This is a genomic window from Gemmatimonadota bacterium, assembly GCA_026706845.1.
Lineage (GTDB): Bacteria > Latescibacterota > UBA2968 > UBA2968 > UBA2968 > VXRD01.
This window is the reverse complement of record JAPOXY010000047.1, coordinates 1-19,297: the sequence shown is the minus strand read 5'-3', so window position 1 is coordinate 19,297 and position 19,297 is coordinate 1. Positions and strand designations below refer to the sequence as shown.

Sequence of the window (19,297 nt, the reverse complement as noted above, 5' to 3'; positions counted from 1 at the left end):
GACTCCTTTTTTTTCAGACCCCTAAGCGGGATTGATTCTCTTCACATAAACATAGTAGGCTCCGGGTGGTGCGTCAATGCCATCGTCAAAATAGGTCTGTACGCGGGTTGAGCCTTTTTTGAGTGATAGATGAAAGGCGATGTATTTGTCTTCTTCACTGACTGCTTTTTGTTGGACGATATCGCCTACTTGCAATTTTGCCGTTTTGATGGCGAGAGCTTCTCCCGGTAACAAATCATCTACATAAGGTACACCGGTTCTGCCGGGTAGTGCGGCGCAGATCGGTGTGTCGATTTCAATGGGCCATCGGCGTAGTTCGAATTCGTATTCTCCGTCTTGTTCGATGTCGATGGCCCAGTATCCGTTGTCTCGCTCTTTTTGGCGCACATGTCGCTGGCTGTAGATTCCTTCTTTTCCGTGCCAGCTGTGTGCGGTTAGTGTTGTGGGGTTTTCGCGATTTGATCCGACTGGGATTTCGCTGTATTCGCCAAATCGCCGGGAGATGTCAGTCCACCAGGTTTCATAATCTTCGCACAGTGTTTTTACGGTATCGGGATGGTGTTCTGCTATGTCGCGCTTTTGCTCGGGGTCGCGTTTGTGATCAAATAGTTCGTGTTGTGGCTCGCGCCAGACTCCCGTGTGTACGAGTCGCCAGCGGTCGGTCATGGCGGCGAAGTCTTTGTATTTTTTGGGGTGGTCGATTTGCTGCTGGTGTACGAATAGGGTGCGCTCGGGCCAGTCGCTATAGGCGTTGTTTAACAGGGGTGTGAGGCTGGTGCCGTCGAATTTTAGGTCTGGTGGTTCCAGTCCGCAGAGGTCAATCAGTGTGGGCAATATGTCGATGTGTGCGGTTAGATGTTCGATATCGCGACCGCCTATCAGTTTTCCGGCGGGCCAGTGTATGAAGCACGCGTTGCGATGGCCGCCGTCATAGACCCACGTTTTTTTGCCGCGCATGCCCGCGTTATATCCATCTGTTGGATATCCATCCGCGGTTATTCCGGTTCCCATGGATGTGCCGTTGTCGCCCATGAAGATCAGTATGGTGTTTTCTGTCAGTTCCTTGTCCGCGAGCCACTGGCGGAGACGCCCGATGTTTTCGTCGATGTTTGCGATCATGCCGTAAAATCGCGCGCGTTGTTTCGGTATGCCCTGTTGCAAATAAGGTGCGCTGTATTTTTCGTGTACGTTGAATGGGCCATGGGGGGCGTTGGTGGAGATGTAGCAGAAGAATGGGGTTTCATCCGCCGCCATAAATTGCATGGCTTCGTTGAACCATACGTCTGTGCAATAGCAGGCGTGCGATTCGGGTGCGCCGTTTCGGAGGTATGTTGCGGTGAAGTTGTCGTTGTCCCAGTAGTCGGGGATTTCTCCTACTACGCCGCCGCCAAAGCTCAGGGTTTCCTGAAATCCCCGATCAAAGGGGCGATAGGGATAGTTGTCGCCCAGATGCCATTTGCCAAATATGCCGGTTCGATAGTCCGAGTCCGCAAATGCGTCGGCGATGGTGATTTCGTCCCGGCGCATGATATACCGGCCTCGCAAGGTGCTCCATACGCCGGTGCGCGCGGCATATCGCCCGGTCATGAGCGCGGCTCTTGTGGGCGAGCACATGGCATCTACGTGATAGTCGGTCAAGCGCACGCTCTGGTTGTATAATTGATCCAGGTGTGGCGTTTGCAATGCGGGATTGCCCGTGCAACTCAAGTCCCCATATCCCTGATCGTCGGTTAAGATCAGGATTACATTGGGGCGTTTTGTCATAGGCGAGATTCCTTGTATGGACTGAGGTCCATTTCTGGATAGGCGTTTTTGATGAGGTTAAGCGTTTCTGGCGTGTAAAAGTCGTCGCCGGGGTTGGGCCAGCCAAAGAGGCTGCGGACTCTTGCGGTGGTTTTTGTCAGGAAGGGGCGCAGGCGTCTGCGTTCTTGTATGTCTCGTTTTTCCGTGAGTGTCCAGGTGCTGGTGTCTCTGCGGCCCACTGCGTAGAAGAGGACGGCGCGTTGTTTTCTGGGGTTGGTGAATGCCTGGGCTGAATGGGGCGTGTGTGAGCTGTAAAAGAGTACGGTTCCGGTTTTTCCCGTGGCGGTGACGGGTTCGAATTTGTAAGGGAGTTTGCGGATGTCGTCAAAGCGATAAGATGCGTGTTCTGTGCCGAGTGGCTCGCGGATGAGTTTGTTCATTTTGCTGTGTGCGCCGGGCAATACGCGGACCGGGGCGCAGTCTGCGTCGTTGTCGGTCAGATAAACCCAGGCCTGGATATGGCCGTAGCGTTGCCATTCCGGATGCGGGGGTAGCAGGGGTTTTGCCCAGTCGATGTGGAAGCCCTGCCAGGGTTCTTTAGGGGTTCCCCGGTCCAGGCGTCCGCTACGGGCATAGACAAAGCCGTGGTGGTAGTGCATGTCGGGTGTGTCTAAGAGTTGGGTTAGGGCGTCTAAAAATGGTTCGTGTTCAAGGGTGCGGTCAATGGCGTCAATTCCCGTTGGAATGTCGTGAAATTCCGCTCGGGGTCCGCCAAAGCTACGGCGGCCTTTTGGTCTGATAAGTGTTTCTGCGATTTCGGGATGAGCATCTATTTCGGCGTTGAAGGCTTCGTGAGATTTGCCGTAGGCATTTTGTTCTGCGACTTCGAGCGCGGGTGCCAATTGCTCTTTTGAGAAGAGGTCGGGGACTAAGAGATAGCCGTTGCGCTGATATGATTCACATTGTTCAGGGGTCAACATTTTCGATCTCCTTATCCGGCGATTACAGGATGCAGGGGGTGGTTCCAGGGTTTGCCGATTTCCATTTCGTCTTGCGCGCCCGCTGCGTCGTTTTTGCCGGTGAAGAGGACGTAGTCGGGTATGTAGATGATGGCGAATGCGCGGCGGGGTTTGTCGCTGAGGTTGGGTCCCGCATAGTGGAAGTTGCATCCGTGGTGGAAGGTGACGCCGCCAGCTGGCAGTTCTATGGTTTCGGGTTCGGCGACTTTGTGTCCGCGTTCTTTCATTTTTTGGACGATGCTTGCGCCCTGAGTGGTCAGGCTCACGCTTTCTTGTTTGCCGAATTTGTGGCTTCCGGGGACGAAGTGCATGCAGCCGTTTTCGATATAGACATCATCGATTGCGATCCAGGCGGAGAGTGCGCCCGGGCGGTCCATACCAGACCAGTACGGGAAGTCCTGGTGCCAGTTGGTTTCCCGGCTTTTGACGCCGGGTGGTTTTATGAGTGCGTGGTCGTGATAGATGCGGATTTGTTTGGCTTGTGATAGTCGGCGGGCGGATTCTGCGAGGCGTTTGTTCAGGGCGATTTTTCGCGCGCCTGCATAGTCGGTCCAGAGGTTGACCATTTGGTTAAATACGAGTTCGTATTCGGGTCTGCCTCGTCCCGCGTTTTCTGCGCCTTTGATTCTGGCGCGGTTGATTGCTACGGCGTGGTCGAGTGCGTCTGCGAGTTCCCAGAGGTCTTCGGGCGTGAAGAAGTTGGGATAGCTGATGAATCCCCTTTTTTGATATTGCGCGATATCTTCAGGGGTTGTGGGGCAGTCTGTGGTCATTGCTATTCCTCCAGTTTTATTTTATTTCCGCTACTTCTACCATTTGTCCGCCGCGTTGTGCCGATAGATAGGCCGCATCGACAATTTGCATGGTGTATAAATTTCCTCGCCCACTGTGCATGGGTTCTGCGCCGCGCCGCGCCGAGTCCATCAAATGATTCATGCTTTCACCCATTGCGTGTGTAAAAGCCCCTTCGCGATGAAATTCGCGTGTTTCCTTTTTTCCGTCCAGGGGATGGATGTGCAATGTGGCTGTGTCGGCGAGTACGACTTTTTTGACGGATAGTACCGAGCCTTTTGTGGCGTCTATGCGCAATCGACATTCCGATAGGGTTAAGCCATGCCAGTTGGAGATCATGGTGCCGACGACGCCATTTTCAAATTGTACGGTCAGACTGGTAAAGGTTTCGCCTTTGACGTCTGGATTCCAATGGCGGGTTACGGCTGATACGCTTTGGGGAGGGCTGTCTGCCAATGTGCGGATGCGGTCAATGAGGTGGATGCTGAAGATACTGATTTCCAGGCGTTGCTCCTGGCTTCGCCACCCGCGTACCTGGGTCCGGTTTTTTAATTCGTCGTGCGATATATAACGTATGTCGCCAATTTCACCCGAGTTGATGATGTCGCGCATTGCGACGACGTCTTCCATGAATCCCAGTTGGTGGTTGACCGCCAGGGTTACGCCTGCTTTTTCCGCGGCTTCGACAAAGGAGACTGCATCGCACAATGTTTCGCCGAATGGTTTTTCGACGAGGAGATGGATTCCTTTTTCAATTGCGGGGAAGATTACGTCGTGGCGCACAGCAGGGGGTGTTAACAGGCTGATGACATCGACTTCTCCCGATGCGATCATGTCTGCCGCATTTGTAAAGCGGTTGGGTATGTCGTATTGGTCGCAATATCTATTTAGTTGCTCTTTGTCTATGTCGCATCCTGCGACGACTTCTCCCAGGTCGTGTGCGACTTTCCGATAGCCCTCAATGTGCCGATGTGCTATCCCGCCACATCCTACAATCCCAATCCGATATCCGTTCATATACGAGGTTCCTTATAACTCAGGTGCGCCGTGATTCCACGCGATATAAGATCGCGGGCTTAATTCAATCAGTTTGTCCAGTAAGCGTTTTTGTAATTTGGATTTTAACGCTGTTAATTCCTGGCGGTCCCACAGGTTTTCTTTTTCCCACGGGTCGTTTTTCAGGTCGTAGAGTTCGCCATAGGGTTTGTTCCAATAGTGCCCTATTTTCCAGCGCCGGGTGCGCAAACACCGAATGCCCGATGCTTCCATGTACAACTCGTCCTGGTCGTCCAGGTCTTCCGCGTGGGACCAATAATGCGACAGGTCGCGTGATGCCATGTGTTTGGGCACTTCTGCGCCAGCAACCGTTAAACAGGTGGCTGCAATATCAATTGCCGAGATGAGAGATGTTTCCACTTTTCCGTGTGCGCCGCCTTTTGGGGGCTTGATTATAAAGGGTATGCGCATGAGTACTTCCAGTATGTTTTGCCCTTTTGCCATTAACTGGAAGTCGCCCATGAAATCGCCGTGGTCGCTGGTGAAGAATATGAGGGTGTTGTCATAGGTGCCGCTATTTTTTAATGCCTGTACGATTGCGCCGACTTTTTCATCTATGAGTGTTACGTTTGCGTAATAAGCGTGTCGCAGTTTGCGAATTTCATCATTTGTAAAAGGCTGTTGGCGCTCGGGTCCACCTCGCAATAAATTGTGCGGGGGTTTTTGTGCCAGCATCTCAAAATTTGTCTCTGGCATGTCGATGTCTGCCGGGTCGTACAGGTCGGCCTGGGGGAGATTGCCACAGTCAATGGGTCCGTGGGGGCCTGGGAATGAGATCCAGCAAAACCAGGGGCGATTTTCGGGCATGCTGCTTTCGATCCATTCGCGGCCCCGGTCGCCCACGTAGTGATCGACGTGGTATTTTGGGTCCGCTTTCCATTCCGAATATCTTCTGATGTCGGGATTTCCCTGAATTAATTCACTGCGGTGCTTAAATCCAGAGTCCCATAGCCACTGATTATAGGAGTTGCGATTTGGATTCTGAGGTGCGGGGCTGTGGCTGTCTATAATATCTTCGTAGTTATAACCCCGTTCAATTTTCGACTCGCCAAAGTGCTGTTTTCCAATTACTGCTGTGTAATATCCCGCTTCCTGTAGATAACTCATGAATGTCTTTTCGTGCGCTGGCAAATAGGTGATAAAGGTGGGTGCTGCGCACTGGTGTGGATATTTTCCCGTGAATATTCCCGCCCGTGCAGGTACACAGGATGGATTGGGTGTATATGCCCGGGTGAATAGAACGCCATCATTGGCCAGGGCGTCTATGTGCGGTGTTTTTACCGCGGGATTTACACTTCCCAGGTGGTCAAATCGCTGCTCATCGGTCATTAGGAACAGGATATTGGGTCGGTTCTGGTCCATGATGTTCTTACCTGACGACATTTTGACCGGCAAATCGCTCTCTGAACAGGGTCTGGCGAATCGGGGGCATGGCGTTCAAGATGCGGGGGTCGGGCCTCAGCAATCTGGCGTGACCGCCATCTACGAAGTTGTAGAGGTTGGCGATGGCAATGCGGTCGTTTTCTTCATTGGTCCACGGATGTGCGCTGTGTGTTGTTGCTTCTGCAAAGAATAGGACCGAGCCTGCCGGACATGAATAGGTCGTCCAGATGCTGGAGTCGGGGTCTTGTATTTCGTCGGGTGCGGTGTACACAGCTTTGTGGCTGCCCGTTACGAGGAGTGTGCCGCCCTGTTTGTGTTTGACGGGGTTCAATTCCCAAACCACGCGGGTATGCGCGCTGTTGGCTTTGCCGGGGAAGGCGTTGTAATAGTGCGCGTCGCCGGGCAGGCGATATAGGCCATTGCCATTGTGTGGGGTAAAATGACGGGCTTCTCTTTTGCCTTCATTTCGTCGGCTGGGTGCGGTTCTATACCAGAGTCCATTGGCGGCCAGACTGAATCCGTAACAGTTGGGGCTTGATAAGCGGGGATTGGCCATGAATTCATTCATCATGCCGACTACCAGAGGATGATCTATCAATTTCTGTGTGGGACCTGCCAGCGGGGTGCGTTCGTGTTCGGGGAGCGATTGGGGATCGAAGTGCAGTTGAATACAATATTCCCGCATTTCCTTGATGTCCTGTTCGCTCAATACGCCGGGGACTAAGAGCCACCCGTCTTTGTCAAACCGGTACTTTTGCTCTGCGGTCGGTTCGATGATGTCTAATCCGTCGCCATTTTTCTTTGGCAATACATCTGAGTAGTCGTCCATTGGGCTGCCCAGATTTTTGTCGATGATATAAGGTGTGACTGTTCCATTGTCGGTCATGGGTCGGTCTCCAATTATCAAAAAGTTGGTCGTGGTCGCGGCAGGGATGCCGCTTCAACAGTGTGTTACATGGTCGTGTAGGAGGGAAATCCTTTTCCCGACCTTGCTTACCCGTCCATATACGCCGTTGTGCGCGGGAAGAATGTATCCACTTTTTCGTTGTACGGTTCGCTGAAGAGCGTTTGTCTTAAGGGGGGCATGGATTCGATGAGTTTTTCAGGGGGTAACCACGAATGCCATCGGCTCGCGACAATATTGTAGAGGTTGAATACGGCGAGGCGGTTGTTTTCGGTGTTGGTCCAGGGATGTGCGCTGTGCGTGATTGCTTCGGTGAAGAATAACAGCGATCCGGGTGGGCAGCTATATGTTTCCCACATGGTTGATTCGGGGTCGCGGACGGTTTCGGGTGCTGGATAAGCGGCTTTGTGGCTGCCCGGTACAAATAATGTGCTGCCCTGCCCTTTTTTGACGGGGTTAAATTCCCATACGATGCGCGTTAGTCCGCTCCATGCTTTGCCGGGGATGCACCGGTAAAAGTGGGAGTCCCAGGGCATGCGAAACAGGCCATTGCCATTATGTGGACTAAATCTTCCGGGTGTTTCAGCATCGCGGTAGAACAGGTGGGATGTTTCCAGTCTGAATCCGTATCGCTCGTCGTTGGCGAGGGGAGGATATGCCACGAATTCGTTCATGAATCCGACGATAACGGGGTGGTCGGCCAATTTTTGCAATGGTCCGCCAAGTGGACAGCGTTCGTGTTCGGGTATGCTTTCGGGGTCTTTGGCCAGTCGCTCGGCAAAGGTCCGCATTTCGTCGCATTCGTCTTTTGAGAGTACGCCGGGGATTAAGAGCCACCCATTGCGATCAAAGTCGTATTTTTGTTTTTCCGTTGGCAAGACTACGGGGAGACCATCCGCATTTTTTGGCGTGAGGTCTCTGTCGGATATCGCCATCGGGCTGCTCATGTTTTTGTTGATTACAAAGGGTTCCGACCGGACGATTTTTTTTGTTTCTGGCATAAGAGACTCCTTTCTTTTGGCATTATTCAATTACTACAATCTGATTCATTTCGACCTTGGGCACGGTAAATGACACGCGCCCGTTCGCTACTGCAAATTCAATGTCCTCGTTTTCGGGGGCGAGATATACGCGAGATATGTCGCGGTCCGCTTTAAGGGAGACTGCGATGTCGTACAATGGGATAATGTCTTCAATTACATTTGTATCGCCCCGTTTGATGGGGTTGGCGTACATGAGATGCAGGATTAGCCGGTTTCCTTCCTGGGGTTGGCGCGTTAGATTTACTCGGCCACACGATGGCAGGGAGACCTGCAATAAGGGGTCGTCGTAGAGCAGGTCGATGCAGTTTTTTACCAGGTCGCGGTGCAATTGCATGCCCTGGTCGTCATAGACTCTGAAGATGGGTTGGGCGATGTGGATGATGTTGCCTTTGCGGATGACGGAGGGCCAACCCGCGTCGCCTTCATAAGGGGTGTTTCGGTGGGAGCAGAATTTTCCGTACGTGCGGTTAAAATACGGTTTCCACGCGGCTGCGAGTATTTCGCCGTCTGTCACTTTTGTGGTTACGCCGGATTCATAGACGAGGAATGGGGTGCGTACCAAATTTGTGGCGATGGCGTCTCCGACGACTACGTATTCTATATCATTGGGCGAGGGTCCGGTATATTCTGCGCCGATGTCATACGCAAAACCTTTTCCTGCAGGGTCCAGGCCGCTTTCGCCGGACGATAATAATTTTCCGCCGCCCGCCAGAAATGTGTCGATTTTTGCTTTTAGTGCGTTATCCACGCGCACGCTGTCTGGTAGAATTAATAGCTGGTAGGGGGATAGGTCCATTGTTTCGTCGAGCATTAAGAATGGGATGTGGTTTTCCATGAGCATGAGTCCGGCGCCGACTTCGCTGTCTTCCAGATCTCTGTCTTTGTGTACGCCCGAGGGTGCGAGGATTGCCACATCTACTACGTGTTCGGCACCTTCCAGCCAGGGTTCGCGTTCTTCAACGCGTTTGTACGCTTCGCCTATGATGCGATAGGTTTCTTCGTCCATTTCACCTTCGGGATGGAGTTGGTCGCCTACCATACAGCGGCAATTTAATGAGATGATTTGTCCTACTTCGTATTCCAATGCGACTGGATTTTTGAAGCCGCCAAATTCGCCCCACATGCGATGGAATTTGCCCGTTTGTGCGATTGCGTTGCAGTCGGGTAGGTTTGTGAAGTAGCGCGCGTTTGTCGGGAAGTGGTTGTATCCCCACATGCCGGTTGGCAGGGATTCGATTTCGTGGTGCGACCAGTAGGGGTAGAGGTCGTGGCGTCCCTTTTTGTCGCTTCCGTTGTGATAAATTGTGGCGTCGGGATTTCGGCTCCAGATGATGTCCGTGGTTTTGGACAGATAGTCTTTGTACACAGCTTGTGAGTGGATAATCCGATCTCCAGCGTTATCGGGGTCGAGTCCTTTTTCGTGCATGCTGGCGATACACCAATCACAGGTGCAAATTTCTTCTCCGGTGATGTCCAGGAAGATGCCAGAAGGATTGTACATGTCCATTACTTCTGTCAATACGGGCAGGACACTCGCATCCAGATAGGGCGTGTTGCAACACAGGCGATACCATCCGCCGTGTGGCAGGGGGGTATGGGGGTGCATTGTTGGCCGTCCCACATAGCCCCCGTCGGGTCGCCTGACGCGCCATTCGGGGTGTTCGCGGGCAGCTTTTTCCTGCCATTGTACGGTGATATAGACGGGCATGTTGATGTCGGCTTTTTTTGCTGCGGCGAGCATGCGTCCGACGAGGTCGGTTTGCAGGTTGGGATGTTCCATGTCCGTTTTTGTGGGGTAATAACACCAGCCGTGATGGCATTGTGCAAAGATGGTTATGGAATTGACATGTCCCTTTTTTAGGGCGCCGATGAACTGGTCTTCGTCAAATTTGCCACCGACATTCGGGCAGTGTTCAGAGGTGTGAAAGTCCAGGTGTACCTGTCTGTAGCGGAGTTGGGCGTTTTTCATTGTTTTTCCTTTGCGGTATTGGTGTCTATCATTTGTAGTAATGCGTTCATTTGCTTGCGCGTCTGAGGTATGTTATCGCTGTTAAAAATTTGTTGTTCTATTTCGTCTGTCAGGCCCGCTTTTTCGCGTTCTTCTTGCAGCAAGGCTTTCATTTCGGATACTGTTGAGGCGTATTCGGGGTCTTCGGATACATCCCGGGTTTCGCTGGGGTCTTTTTGGGTGTCGAAGAGCTGGTAGTGGTCGTAGTTGTGGTTGTACCAGATTAGTTTGAAGTTTTTGGTGCGTACGCCGCAGTTTGCCAGTTCGCCGTCGGGGTGGATGTCGAAGTGTTGATAGTAGAACGCGGTTCGCCAATCGTCCGGTGTGTGTCCCTGGAGGAGGGGGACCAGGCTTCGTCCCTGGATGTCTGCGGGGATGGGCTGTCCGGCGTATTCCAAAAAGGTGGGTGCATAGTCGAGGTTGATGACCATGTCACTTGTTTGGGTTCCCGCTGCGATTTCTCTGGGGTATCGGATTAAGAAGGGAACCCGCAGGCTTTCTTCGTACATCATTTTTTTATCTACCCAGCCGTGTTCGCCCTGAAACATCCCGTTGTCAGAGGTATATGCTACAACTGTGTTTTCGACGAGGTTTTGTTCGTCGAGGTAGTCGAGGAGTCGCCCGATATTATCATCTACCGATGCCACACAGCGGAGGTAGTCTTTGATGAAGTACTGGTAGTTTCTGTGTTTTTGCTGCTGCATGGATAATCCTTGGGGCATGGCGTCCCAATGGGTGATATTCCACTGTTCATGGACGGTTTCCAGCTTGACCTGCAATGCTTCGGGAGGTACCGGGCTGTCTCCAAAGTTGTGGTCAAATGTCTCTGGTTCGGGGATTGTTTCGTCCTGGTACATTGTTTTGTGTTTTTCGTCCGGCTCCCAGTTGTAATGGGGGGATTTAAAATGACACAGGAGCATAAAGGGTTTTTCAGCGTCTCGCCCTTTGAGCCAGTTTAGGCATTTGTCGGTTACCAGGTCCGTCGAATATCCCCGGCTTTCTTTCCATACGGGACCGTGTTCGCCGGGTTCGATAAATTTGGGATTAAAATAAGAGCCTTGTCCCCACATGACGCTGTAGTGATCAAATCCCGTTGGTATGCTGTGCAGGTGCCATTTTCCGATGATTGCTGTTTGGTATCCCGCGTTCTGTAATAGGCGGGGGAATGTTTGTTGTGTGCCGTCAAAGATATTCCCACCGATTGATGTTTGTCCGTGGAGATGTGCGTATTTCCCGGTTAAGATAGAGGCGCGGCTGGGCGAGCACAAGGAGTAGGTTACGTAACAATTGTCCAGGCGCATCCCTCCGTGGGCAATGCGGTCCATGTTGGGGGTGTGGTTGATCTGGCTGCCATAGCAACTCAGGGCGCCGGTTCCATGGTCGTCGGTCATGATGTAGAGGATGTTGGGGCGTTTATCTGGCATTTTATTTCCTTTTTATCCGAATGTCGTCTTCTGTCAATGTTCGTCCCAGGGCACTGTCCCAGTTCATGCTTTCCTTTTCGGGTGTTGTTTGTATGGATCCGGGTACTCCGCAGATGTACATCTCAGTTGTGCCCCAGTGTTTCGTCTCTTCGTCTATCCTTTGCCTGTTCCTGGTGTTGGTGTGCTGAATGGTCGCTTTCATATAGTGTACGATATAGGCCCGCCGAAACCTGTCTGATCTGTTGGGTGTGCTGCGGTGAAACAGGGCGTTGTTGAAAAATACGAGGGCGCCTTTTGGCACTTCTACTGGTATTGCTCGTTCTTCCATTTCGTCGGATACGGTCAATCTTTTTTGCAATAAGTACTCATCGCTTTCGACCTGGCTGTGATCTACTACGCCCAGGCGGTGGCTGCCGGGGATTACCCACAAGCATCCGTTTTCTTCATCTGCCTCATCCAGCGCCAGCCAGGTTCCTATGGAGGCTTGCTCTATGGCGTCGCCTATGCTGCTGACGTACGTGTTTCGGAAGTACCAGGAGTCCTGGTGCCACGCAATGGGCCGCCCGGTGCCCGGAGGTTTGAAGAAGTACAGGTCGTTGGGACAGAATAGATCCGATCCTACGATCTGTGTGACTGCATCCAGTCGCCTCGGGTCGCGGATGTGGGATCGCACTAATGCGCTGAACCTGTGAAGTCGCGTTATGCTGTTTAACGATGCAGGCCCAGAAGTCGCTTCGGTTCCGACGTTGCGTTTCAGGATTGCTTGTTTCTGTTTTTCTGGCAATACGTCGGAGGTCTCGATGAGTTCTACGAGGTCTTCAATTCTGTCGCGCAGTGCGTCGATCTCATACGTATCGAAGGCTTTTGGTCGGATGAAGAATCCGTCTTTTGCGTAAGCCTCGCGCTCTTCCGCGGTTAAGCCATGTGTTCTGGTGTCAACTGTTGCCATTAAATGACTCCTCTAAAATCCGTGTACCAGGTGTCCCTGTCCAAAGAAGAAGATGCTGTCTATTACGCAGGATAAGAATGTCGCTATGGCATATCCGATTAGCAGGCCGATGAAGAATGGTTGTCCTTTTCTGTAGAGGCGCACACCACCTATTTTGAGGATGGTCGCTTTGTAGATCCAGATGAGAAATACCGAGAATACGGTTTTCTGCGCCATATAGGTGCCCTGTAGCATGAGGGCTACGGGATGGAGGGGCAGGTGTACGAAGCGGTATTTCATATAGGTGAGTACGGCTGTGATCAATACGCCAGATCCCATGAATAACATGCGCTCTACATCGGGCGCTTCCGGGTTGCGGATCCAGGTTACGGATGCGTCATAGGACCGCTGTGGTCCGATTAGCAGGTTCCACGCGGCTCTGAGGTTGAAGCCGCCGCCGGAATAGCCCATGTATATGGCGTGGAGTATTGCAAATGTGGCACCTGCTACTACGGCGAGTACGATTACACCGAACAGGCGCCCTCGCTCGACCCGCAATGGTGTGGTCAATTTCAGCATTTGCGCGATTGGCGGTCCCAGAAATCCCCGGGTTTTTCCGAACATGGCCCAGAGATAGCCCTGGCATGTCAATGTGGATGCGGTTACTGTTTGCCCGCCCATGATGTGGAGCGGGGTCCAGGTTATTGAGTGGTAGGCTATATCTCCATAGGGCAATCCCAGTTCTGCGGCGAATCGGGCCATTCCGATGTAGGCGACCGCGGTGAAAAACAGGTAGAGGACGACGACCCGGATTTCCATGCCCGCTGCGTGCAGCCACGCGACCATGTATAGGAGGGATGCTATGAGGGCGATTAGTGCCACGCGGTAGGACATCACTTCTTGAGAATCATCTACATCGGAAGCCCCTTTGAAGACTTTCCGAAATACGGCTTTCAGATGTCCACGCGCCATCCACAGTCCGAACATGACATAGGCGCATAGTACTCCGAAATTTTGCGACCGCACGGCTTCGCCACCTCCGTGTCCTGCGGCGATTCCCAGGCGGTCAAAGGTTGCGACTTCAATTTCTGTAAAGAGAAAGAATAGCCAGAAGCTGAACAGGGTTTCGACCCGCGCAAAATAGGCAAAACCTATGACGTAGATGCTGATTTGTACCCAGAAAGGTTTGGCGCCTTCCAGCCAGCGGAACCACTGGCCTTCGGTGTGCGTGGTTGGCAGTCCTGGTATTAAGGGGTAAAAGTACGAGATGATGTTCCAGAAGACTGCAAATATTCCGACCCAGAAACCCACGCGAAAGAGCGGCTGGTTGAGCAAGGAGGGTGTTCCCCCATTGCGCTTATCTACCTGAGCCACTTGCATACCCACTTCCATGAGCGGAAATTCCAGGCGTTCGTTTTCCACCCACTGTTTTCGCAGTATTACCATCAGGCAGAGGGCTACGCATGCCGCTGCGGCCACAAAGGTCATCCACCAGAATACCGGTACGGCCCAGGATCCCCAGGGTATGGGCTGGCCCGGGGGCAGGCCGTCGTAGAAATAGGTCACGGCTTTGTCTTCGTTGTTCATGACCAGCCATGAGACCATGTTGGGGTGCAGCAGTTCTGCCCAGCCGTTTTCCGGGGTGGCAAAATAATAGGGCGCGGCAATGGTGCCGACTACGTAGGATGCCAGGCCATAGAATGGGAATAGGGATCCGATCAATCCCATGCCCAGGGCTACGCACAATTGTCCCCGGTTTAGTGCCCATCGCGGTTTTGCCCATCTGAGTAGTAGATTGGTACCTACCAGTACTACAAATGGGAAGAACAGGCCCATCGGGAATAGAGCTTTGTTGTTCTTCGACGCCCGCAAGATTACGGTGGACCAGTTGATGTAGTAGTCCGATGCGATTATTAAGAGCAGGCCTGCGACCACGACCTTCCACGATATCAGTTTCGGTTCAGTCGCTGGATGTATTGCCTCCTGAGCAGAAGAAAGAGCCAATTGAGATCTCCATTTACCACCGACTTCGCAGTGCCAGGCGGGGCATGTCGCGCACGTTATTGGTGGCGGCGTGGACGCAGAAGTGAGCGAAGAATAGTATGTCGCCGCATTTTGGCTCCAGTTCTACGGGGCCGCCGATATCGACGGTGTGCAGGTCTTGTTTTAGTTGCCACATGTATTCGTATTTCTCGGGGTCGGATTCTGCCAGTACGCGAATGGGTTTGTGAGATCCGGGCCACGCAACTGTTCCTCCGCCGTGTTTTTCTATGTCGTTGAGATATATGATGGAGTTGATGATGAATGGGCCGGGGAGTGTTTTGTGCATTTTGGCTTTTACGCCACCGTCAAAATGCGCCCCTTGCCACGCCCATTCTTCATCTGAGGGAAAGATGTTTTGTATGAGTGTGCCGGTTGGTGGATGAAAGAGACCTACACTTTCGCCGGTTAATTGCGCCATTGCTGCCATCATTTCGGGTGTGTAACAGGCGAGGAGGTCGGGGTGTTGATTGTCGAAGTATTGAAATAATTTCGATCGGGGTTTGAATCCGGCCTGTAGCGTGGATGCAATCGCTTCGTCTGAATAGTTGTTCCAGGTTCCCGAATCGTCAGGGTCCATGCCCATGACTTCCCACATTGTGGCTTCACCCGTGCGTGCAATAGCCTCGGGAATCAATCCCGAGGCGAGCAAGAAACCGTCTCGATGGTATTGGTCAATCTGATTTTCTGTTAGGGGTAGTGTTTCAACGGCCATTGCGATTCCTTTCTTTTTATGGGTTATCAATATAAAAAATGGCTGAAGAATGTCCACTATCCCCTGCACAGGGGTTCAAAGAGGATCGTGTCGCCAATTACGTAATCGACGGCCTGTACCCAGGTGCCGGGGGATAGGTCCTGGAGTTTGTTATTGTTCGGGCTAAGGTAGATGGTGGTGCGTATTTTTCCGGGGGGCCAGGTGCTCGAATTGTGGGCGTTTTCTATGACCGCCCAGTTGTCGCTGGTTTCTGTTTGTAGGCGCGTGCCGTGGAGGTTGCCGGATTTTGCCATGATGTGAAAGCCGAGGTCGATTTTGTTGTCTTCGATGGCGATGATTTTTGCGCGTCCCAGGATTGAGGTGACGTCCAGGGTGAGGCGGTGGCTGTGGGTGCCGAGTTGTTCGGCGGCTTCGATGCGGTAGCTGTGTGCGCGGCCGTCCGGGTTGATGGTGATGCGGTCGCCCGCGGCGATGTCTTGCAGGCCTTCGATGTCGATGGTGCAGGTGTCCCGGTTGAGGGCGATGATTCGGCCAGTTTGTTGTGCGTGGGGATTTATGAGGGTTGTTTCGGCGTTTTGAAAGGCGGTTGCTCCCATGGTTGAGATTTGACCGTTTGCGACGACTGCGAGGGCACCTGTGAGGACGGTGCCGTTTTCGAATTGGGTTTTGTCATTCGGGCCAGCATTGGGTGCCCAATAGAGGGCGATTTGTTTGCCTTTTGCGGTGGTGAGGTGGATGCCCGAGGCTGTGGGGTTGTTCGATGGTATGGCTGTGGTGCTGGCGAGGGTGGGGTTGCCGAGTCGGGGTTCGAAGACGAGGTCGATGCAGGTGGTGTCGTTGTCGGGTGTGCGACGCCAGATTACGGGGTGGTAGAGGTAGTTGGATTCTTCGGGCGTTCCCATGGCCTGTGCCGCACGGGTGTTGAGGACCTGGGTGTTTGGAGAAATGTTGAGTTGATGGAGGTCGAGATGTACGGCTGGTTCGATTTGCGATTGCCAGGTGCCCCGGAAGGTCGGTGGTGCCTGAGCGGTTGTTATGTTGTCCATGTACGCGAGGGCGGTGTGGTCCGGGTGGGGCAGGTTGTCTGTTTGGGTGCGCTGGATGTGGGGACCGGCGACTGTGCCGGGTTGGGGTTTGAGGTCGGCGTTGTCGGTTTGGAATATGCCTTCCAGACCGCGACAGGTGCGCCAGTGTTCTGCGCCGCCCGTGATGCGCGAGAGGTCGAGGAGGGCGATGCCTTCGCCATCGGTTTCGATCAGGGCGATGAGGCGGCGGAAGGTGATATCGACTTTGCGCCATCCGTCCGATGGGTCGAGTGTCCAACGGTGGGCTTCGATATCCAGGACCTGGATGCCGTCGGTGAAGAGGGCGCGGACGAGGCGGCCACGGCCCGAGCCGGTGGATTCGCCGGGCGGCAGGTCTGCCCAGACGGTGTTGTGAGTTGCCCAATGGGCTTCCCAGGGCGATGTGCTTGCCCAGGATTGTGGATAGCCGAGGTCTGTGAGAAAGGGACGGTCAAAGGCGAAGAGCTGGACGTCCAGGAGGTCTCGATGGCGATGGTGCATGGTGTCGCCATACGCTATGCCCACGGCGGCTCGTTCGGGGGCTTCGGGTGTGCGCAAGATGGCAATGCCGACGCTGTCGAGGATGGTTGGTCCGAGTGCGCGGTGCTGTTTGTTCTGTACGGTGGATTGGATTTCTGCGATGTGTGGGTCGTTGGTGAAGGTTGTGGCGCGTTCCAGTACGCTGGCGTTCATGGGCGCGTGATAGAGGTCGTTTTCCAGACGGATTGAGTCTTTTGTCTGGATGCCGGCAGAACCGGGGGCAGAGCCGTCACCGAATTGGAAGTAGGATTTTCCGATCATGGTGATTTCGCACAGTGCCCGGGGGACGCGTGCGCCTCGCGGATCTTTGAAGAGCGAGGGGTACAGGGTTTCCGGATAGGCGTCGGGTTGCTGAGTGCGGAGGCTGCGGAGGTGGTATTCCAGGTCGAAGAGGCCGTCGCTGTGGATGGCATTGTATCCGCCTGTGGCTTCCTGGGGTGTGCCGTCGGGCAGGATGTCATTGGTGGTGAAGACGCGCAGGGTGTCGGGACCTTCGTCATAGACCCAGTCCATGACGTCCCGGGCGTCGGCGCGGTCCAGGCAGCGCAAGAGGATGAGGACGCCCTGGCTTTCGCGCGGTAGATTGCTGCCTGCACCTCGATCCAGGGTGACCTGCAGGAGGGCGGCGAGCATTTCTTCGATGAGTAGGCAGGTGTCTTCGGGGCTTTGCAGAGATAGGCCGAATGCCCGTGCGCGTTCGACGAGTTGTGTGTCTTCTTTCAGGAGGGGCCAGGCTGTGTCGTAGGCGAGGGCGAGGCTTTCGATGAGGTAGGGGGTGTCGATGCTGTAGCGGATGGTGCCTTTTCTGCTCAGGGCGGCAACGGGGTCGGTTTCTTCTGCCCAGTCCGGTTGTCCCCATTCCCAGGGTTCTTCTACGCTTTTTGAGGGTCCATAGCGGAACTGGGGGACCGAGGCGAGGTAGAGTTCTTCTGTGGCGTAGCGCAGGAGCATGAGGCCGAGTTTACGGGTGCGTTCTTCGTCGAGGTCGCCTGTGCGGAGGCTGTCTGTGAGTGTGTTGATGCCAGCGTGATAGGCGCGGCACTGGTCGCGGTGATAGGTGGCGGCAAAGAGGTAGATGTGGCCTTCTGCGTCGAAGTAGCCGTATCCGTCGTCTGCATACTCGCCCGAGGTATAGTCTTCTTTTGTGAGGTTGTTGCTGGGATAGATAGAGGCGCAGTTGGGGCATTGCGATTTGAAATCGCAGGGGAGATGGTTGCGTTCCCAGGGATAGAAGCCGCTGTATTTGAAGATGGCGGTTCCGCAGTTTGGACAGCCCTGATGGCAGTTGGCAAAGTGCGCTTTGGGTAGTTCTGCGGGCGGTAGTTGCGACCAGAGGACATGGTCGGGTTGAGATGACCACCAGGCGAGGGTTTCTTCGTTGATTCGTTCTGATTTGGGGTCGTTTTGTAGCGTTTGTCGGGTTTTGGTGGGGTGGTAGTTCTGGCCCAGAGGCCATCGGCGGGGCCATTGCGCGCCGTTGTAGGTGTGGGGCTGGCGCAGGTTGTCCAGGGTGCGGACCTGGATGGTGGCTTCCGCGGTGTTGCCGTTGTGCGTTGCGATGAGGGTGTAGTCGCCTTGCTTTTGGGGGGATCGCAGGTAGTAGTAGCGCGCGGTGTCCCGCTCGCACCATCGGGTGGCGATGGTTTCAAAGTGGTCGGATGTGAGGGTGATGTTGTCGTCGGTGGCTTGCACGGGCAGGCGAACACTGCGGCCGGGAAGGATGACTCTTGGCCGCCAGGGTATGCTGGGCATGACGAGGTCCTTTGGTTGGTCATTGGACAGAGAATTGTGCAAGGCTGTCCATATCGATCTCGTGTCCGTCACGCCTGCATGCTTTAAGCAGGCGTCCAGGATGGGTATGGGGAGCTAATTGGCATTCGTAGATACAATCAGAATATATTGAGAATCGGAATTTATCAAGACCGATTTTGCCTGAAGATGATCCTTAAAACTTGCATTTACAGGTTTTTTTGCTTAAATCATTGTGTTACCCAGCTCTAAGAAGTCGGCGATTATAGCATAGAAGGATTTGAAGAAAACAACGCCAAAGAGGACTGAAAAATGGCCAAGATAGAAGGCGTGAGAATCAAAAATTTCAAGGTGCTCAAGGATGTTACGCTGGGTCCCCTGAACCAACCGGATAGCCAGCCGCTTACCCCTATGACAGTGGTGATCGGCAAAAATGGCGTGGGAAAAAGTGCTCTATTCGATGCGTTTGGATTTCTTGCGGATGCGCTTAAGTTCGGCGTTGAGGAGGCTTGCGATGCACGAGGACGCGGTGGGTTCGAGAAGTTGCGGACGCAGGGACAAACAGGTCCTATCGAGTTCGAGGTGTATTATAGAGAACATGAAAACGCTTGGCCTATTAACTACGAAATATCCATTGGAGCAGACAGGTTCGGGCGTCCTGGTGTGTTGCGAGAACGAATGCGAGAGGACCAGAGAAATGCCCAATCACTTTTTTTTCTTTATCTTATGGCAGGCTATGGCCTTGTGTGGAAGGGAAGTGAGGCAGTTGGTCAAGTTGATGAAACAGCAGAAGGTTTCGATTTTTCCGAGTTTTTTTTCGCAGGGAGGATGGCTAAAGATGTCGAACTGATCTGATTGGAAGAACGGCGACGGATGGGTATTGCTGCGG

14 protein-coding genes are annotated in these 19,297 nt (G+C 53.5%); 1 reads left to right on the top strand and 13 read right to left on the bottom strand.

Annotated elements, in window-relative coordinates; all coding sequences use genetic code 11:
* Window positions 1-21: 21 nt before the first annotated feature.
* From OXG87_04690 to OXG87_04630, 13 genes are all read right to left on the bottom strand, one after another.
* Window positions 22-1,764 (bottom strand): arylsulfatase, encoded by a 1,743-nt coding sequence (locus tag OXG87_04690; GenBank protein MCY3868832.1) that lies wholly within the window; start codon window positions 1,762-1,764, stop codon window positions 22-24.
* On the bottom strand, window positions 1,761-2,723 hold the full coding sequence (locus OXG87_04685) for a phytanoyl-CoA dioxygenase family protein (GenBank protein ID MCY3868831.1): 963 nt from the start codon (window positions 2,721-2,723) through the stop codon (window positions 1,761-1,763). Before OXG87_04685 ends, OXG87_04690 begins: the two co-directional genes overlap by 4 nt.
* An 11-nt stretch (window positions 2,724-2,734) precedes the next feature.
* A complete protein-coding gene (locus OXG87_04680) occupies window positions 2,735-3,535 on the bottom strand; it encodes a phytanoyl-CoA dioxygenase family protein (GenBank protein MCY3868830.1) in 801 nt (266 codons plus the stop codon).
* A 16-nt stretch (window positions 3,536-3,551) separates the two neighbouring features.
* Window positions 3,552-4,571 (bottom strand): Gfo/Idh/MocA family oxidoreductase, encoded by a 1,020-nt coding sequence (locus OXG87_04675; protein MCY3868829.1) that lies wholly within the window; start codon window positions 4,569-4,571, stop codon window positions 3,552-3,554.
* A 12-nt stretch (window positions 4,572-4,583) separates the two neighbouring features.
* Window positions 4,584-5,972, bottom strand: a complete 1,389-nt coding sequence (locus tag OXG87_04670; protein ID MCY3868828.1) for a sulfatase-like hydrolase/transferase — start codon at window positions 5,970-5,972, stop codon at window positions 4,584-4,586.
* A 7-nt stretch (window positions 5,973-5,979) separates the two neighbouring features.
* Window positions 5,980-6,879 (bottom strand): phytanoyl-CoA dioxygenase family protein, encoded by a 900-nt coding sequence (locus OXG87_04665; GenBank protein MCY3868827.1) that lies wholly within the window; start codon window positions 6,877-6,879, stop codon window positions 5,980-5,982.
* 107 nt (window positions 6,880-6,986) lie between these two features.
* A complete protein-coding gene (locus tag OXG87_04660) occupies window positions 6,987-7,898 on the bottom strand; it encodes a phytanoyl-CoA dioxygenase family protein (GenBank protein ID MCY3868826.1) in 912 nt (303 codons plus the stop codon).
* A 22-nt stretch (window positions 7,899-7,920) separates the two neighbouring features.
* Window positions 7,921-9,909, bottom strand: a complete 1,989-nt coding sequence (locus OXG87_04655) for an alpha-L-fucosidase (GenBank protein ID MCY3868825.1) — start codon at window positions 9,907-9,909, stop codon at window positions 7,921-7,923.
* Window positions 9,906-11,372, bottom strand: coding sequence for a sulfatase (locus tag OXG87_04650; GenBank protein ID MCY3868824.1), 1,467 nt, complete (start codon window positions 11,370-11,372; stop codon window positions 9,906-9,908). The genes OXG87_04655 and OXG87_04650 overlap by 4 nt, the downstream gene beginning before the upstream one ends.
* 1 nt (window position 11,373) lies before the next feature.
* Entirely contained in the window at window positions 11,374-12,321 is a 948-nt protein-coding gene (locus tag OXG87_04645) for a phytanoyl-CoA dioxygenase family protein (protein MCY3868823.1), read from the bottom strand.
* Between the two features lie 12 nt (window positions 12,322-12,333).
* Window positions 12,334-14,304 (bottom strand): hypothetical protein, encoded by a 1,971-nt coding sequence (locus tag OXG87_04640; GenBank protein ID MCY3868822.1) that lies wholly within the window; start codon window positions 14,302-14,304, stop codon window positions 12,334-12,336.
* A 13-nt stretch (window positions 14,305-14,317) separates the two neighbouring features.
* Entirely contained in the window at window positions 14,318-15,055 is a 738-nt protein-coding gene (locus OXG87_04635; protein ID MCY3868821.1) for a phytanoyl-CoA dioxygenase family protein, read from the bottom strand.
* 56 nt (window positions 15,056-15,111) lie between these two features.
* Entirely contained in the window at window positions 15,112-18,411 is a 3,300-nt protein-coding gene (locus OXG87_04630; GenBank protein MCY3868820.1) for a heparinase II/III family protein, read from the bottom strand.
* 309 nt (window positions 18,412-18,720) lie between these two features.
* On the opposite strand from OXG87_04630, the gene OXG87_04625 reads away from it, so the two are divergent.
* Window positions 18,721-19,263, top strand: coding sequence for an AAA family ATPase (locus OXG87_04625; GenBank protein ID MCY3868819.1), 543 nt, complete (start codon window positions 18,721-18,723; stop codon window positions 19,261-19,263).
* The last annotated feature ends 34 nt before the right edge of the window (window positions 19,264-19,297 follow it).

What these genes read in the sequence shown, in the direction of transcription:
- OXG87_04690 (MCY3868832.1), bottom strand. Translation starts at nt 1,764, where the DNA reads ATGACAAAACGCCCCAATGTAATCCTGATCTTAACCGACGATCAGGGA.
- OXG87_04685 (MCY3868831.1), bottom strand. Translation starts at nt 2,723, where the DNA reads ATGTTGACCCCTGAACAATGTGAATCATATCAGCGCAACGGCTATCTC.
- OXG87_04680 (MCY3868830.1), bottom strand. Translation starts at nt 3,535, where the DNA reads ATGACCACAGACTGCCCCACAACCCCTGAAGATATCGCGCAATATCAA.
- OXG87_04675 (MCY3868829.1), bottom strand. Translation starts at nt 4,571, where the DNA reads ATGAACGGATATCGGATTGGGATTGTAGGATGTGGCGGGATAGCACAT.
- OXG87_04670 (MCY3868828.1), bottom strand. Translation starts at nt 5,972, where the DNA reads ATGGACCAGAACCGACCCAATATCCTGTTCCTAATGACCGATGAGCAG.
- OXG87_04665 (MCY3868827.1), bottom strand. Translation starts at nt 6,879, where the DNA reads ATGACCGACAATGGAACAGTCACACCTTATATCATCGACAAAAATCTG.
- OXG87_04660 (MCY3868826.1), bottom strand. Translation starts at nt 7,898, where the DNA reads ATGCCAGAAACAAAAAAAATCGTCCGGTCGGAACCCTTTGTAATCAAC.
- OXG87_04655 (MCY3868825.1), bottom strand. Translation starts at nt 9,909, where the DNA reads ATGAAAAACGCCCAACTCCGCTACAGACAGGTACACCTGGACTTTCAC.
- OXG87_04650 (MCY3868824.1), bottom strand. Translation starts at nt 11,372, where the DNA reads ATGCCAGATAAACGCCCCAACATCCTCTACATCATGACCGACGACCAT.
- OXG87_04645 (MCY3868823.1), bottom strand. Translation starts at nt 12,321, where the DNA reads ATGGCAACAGTTGACACCAGAACACATGGCTTAACCGCGGAAGAGCGC.
- OXG87_04635 (MCY3868821.1), bottom strand. Translation starts at nt 15,055, where the DNA reads ATGGCCGTTGAAACACTACCCCTAACAGAAAATCAGATTGACCAATAC.
- OXG87_04630 (MCY3868820.1), bottom strand. Translation starts at nt 18,411, where the DNA reads ATGCCCAGCATACCCTGGCGGCCAAGAGTCATCCTTCCCGGCCGCAGT.
- OXG87_04625 (MCY3868819.1), top strand. Translation starts at nt 18,721, where the DNA reads ATGGCCAAGATAGAAGGCGTGAGAATCAAAAATTTCAAGGTGCTCAAG.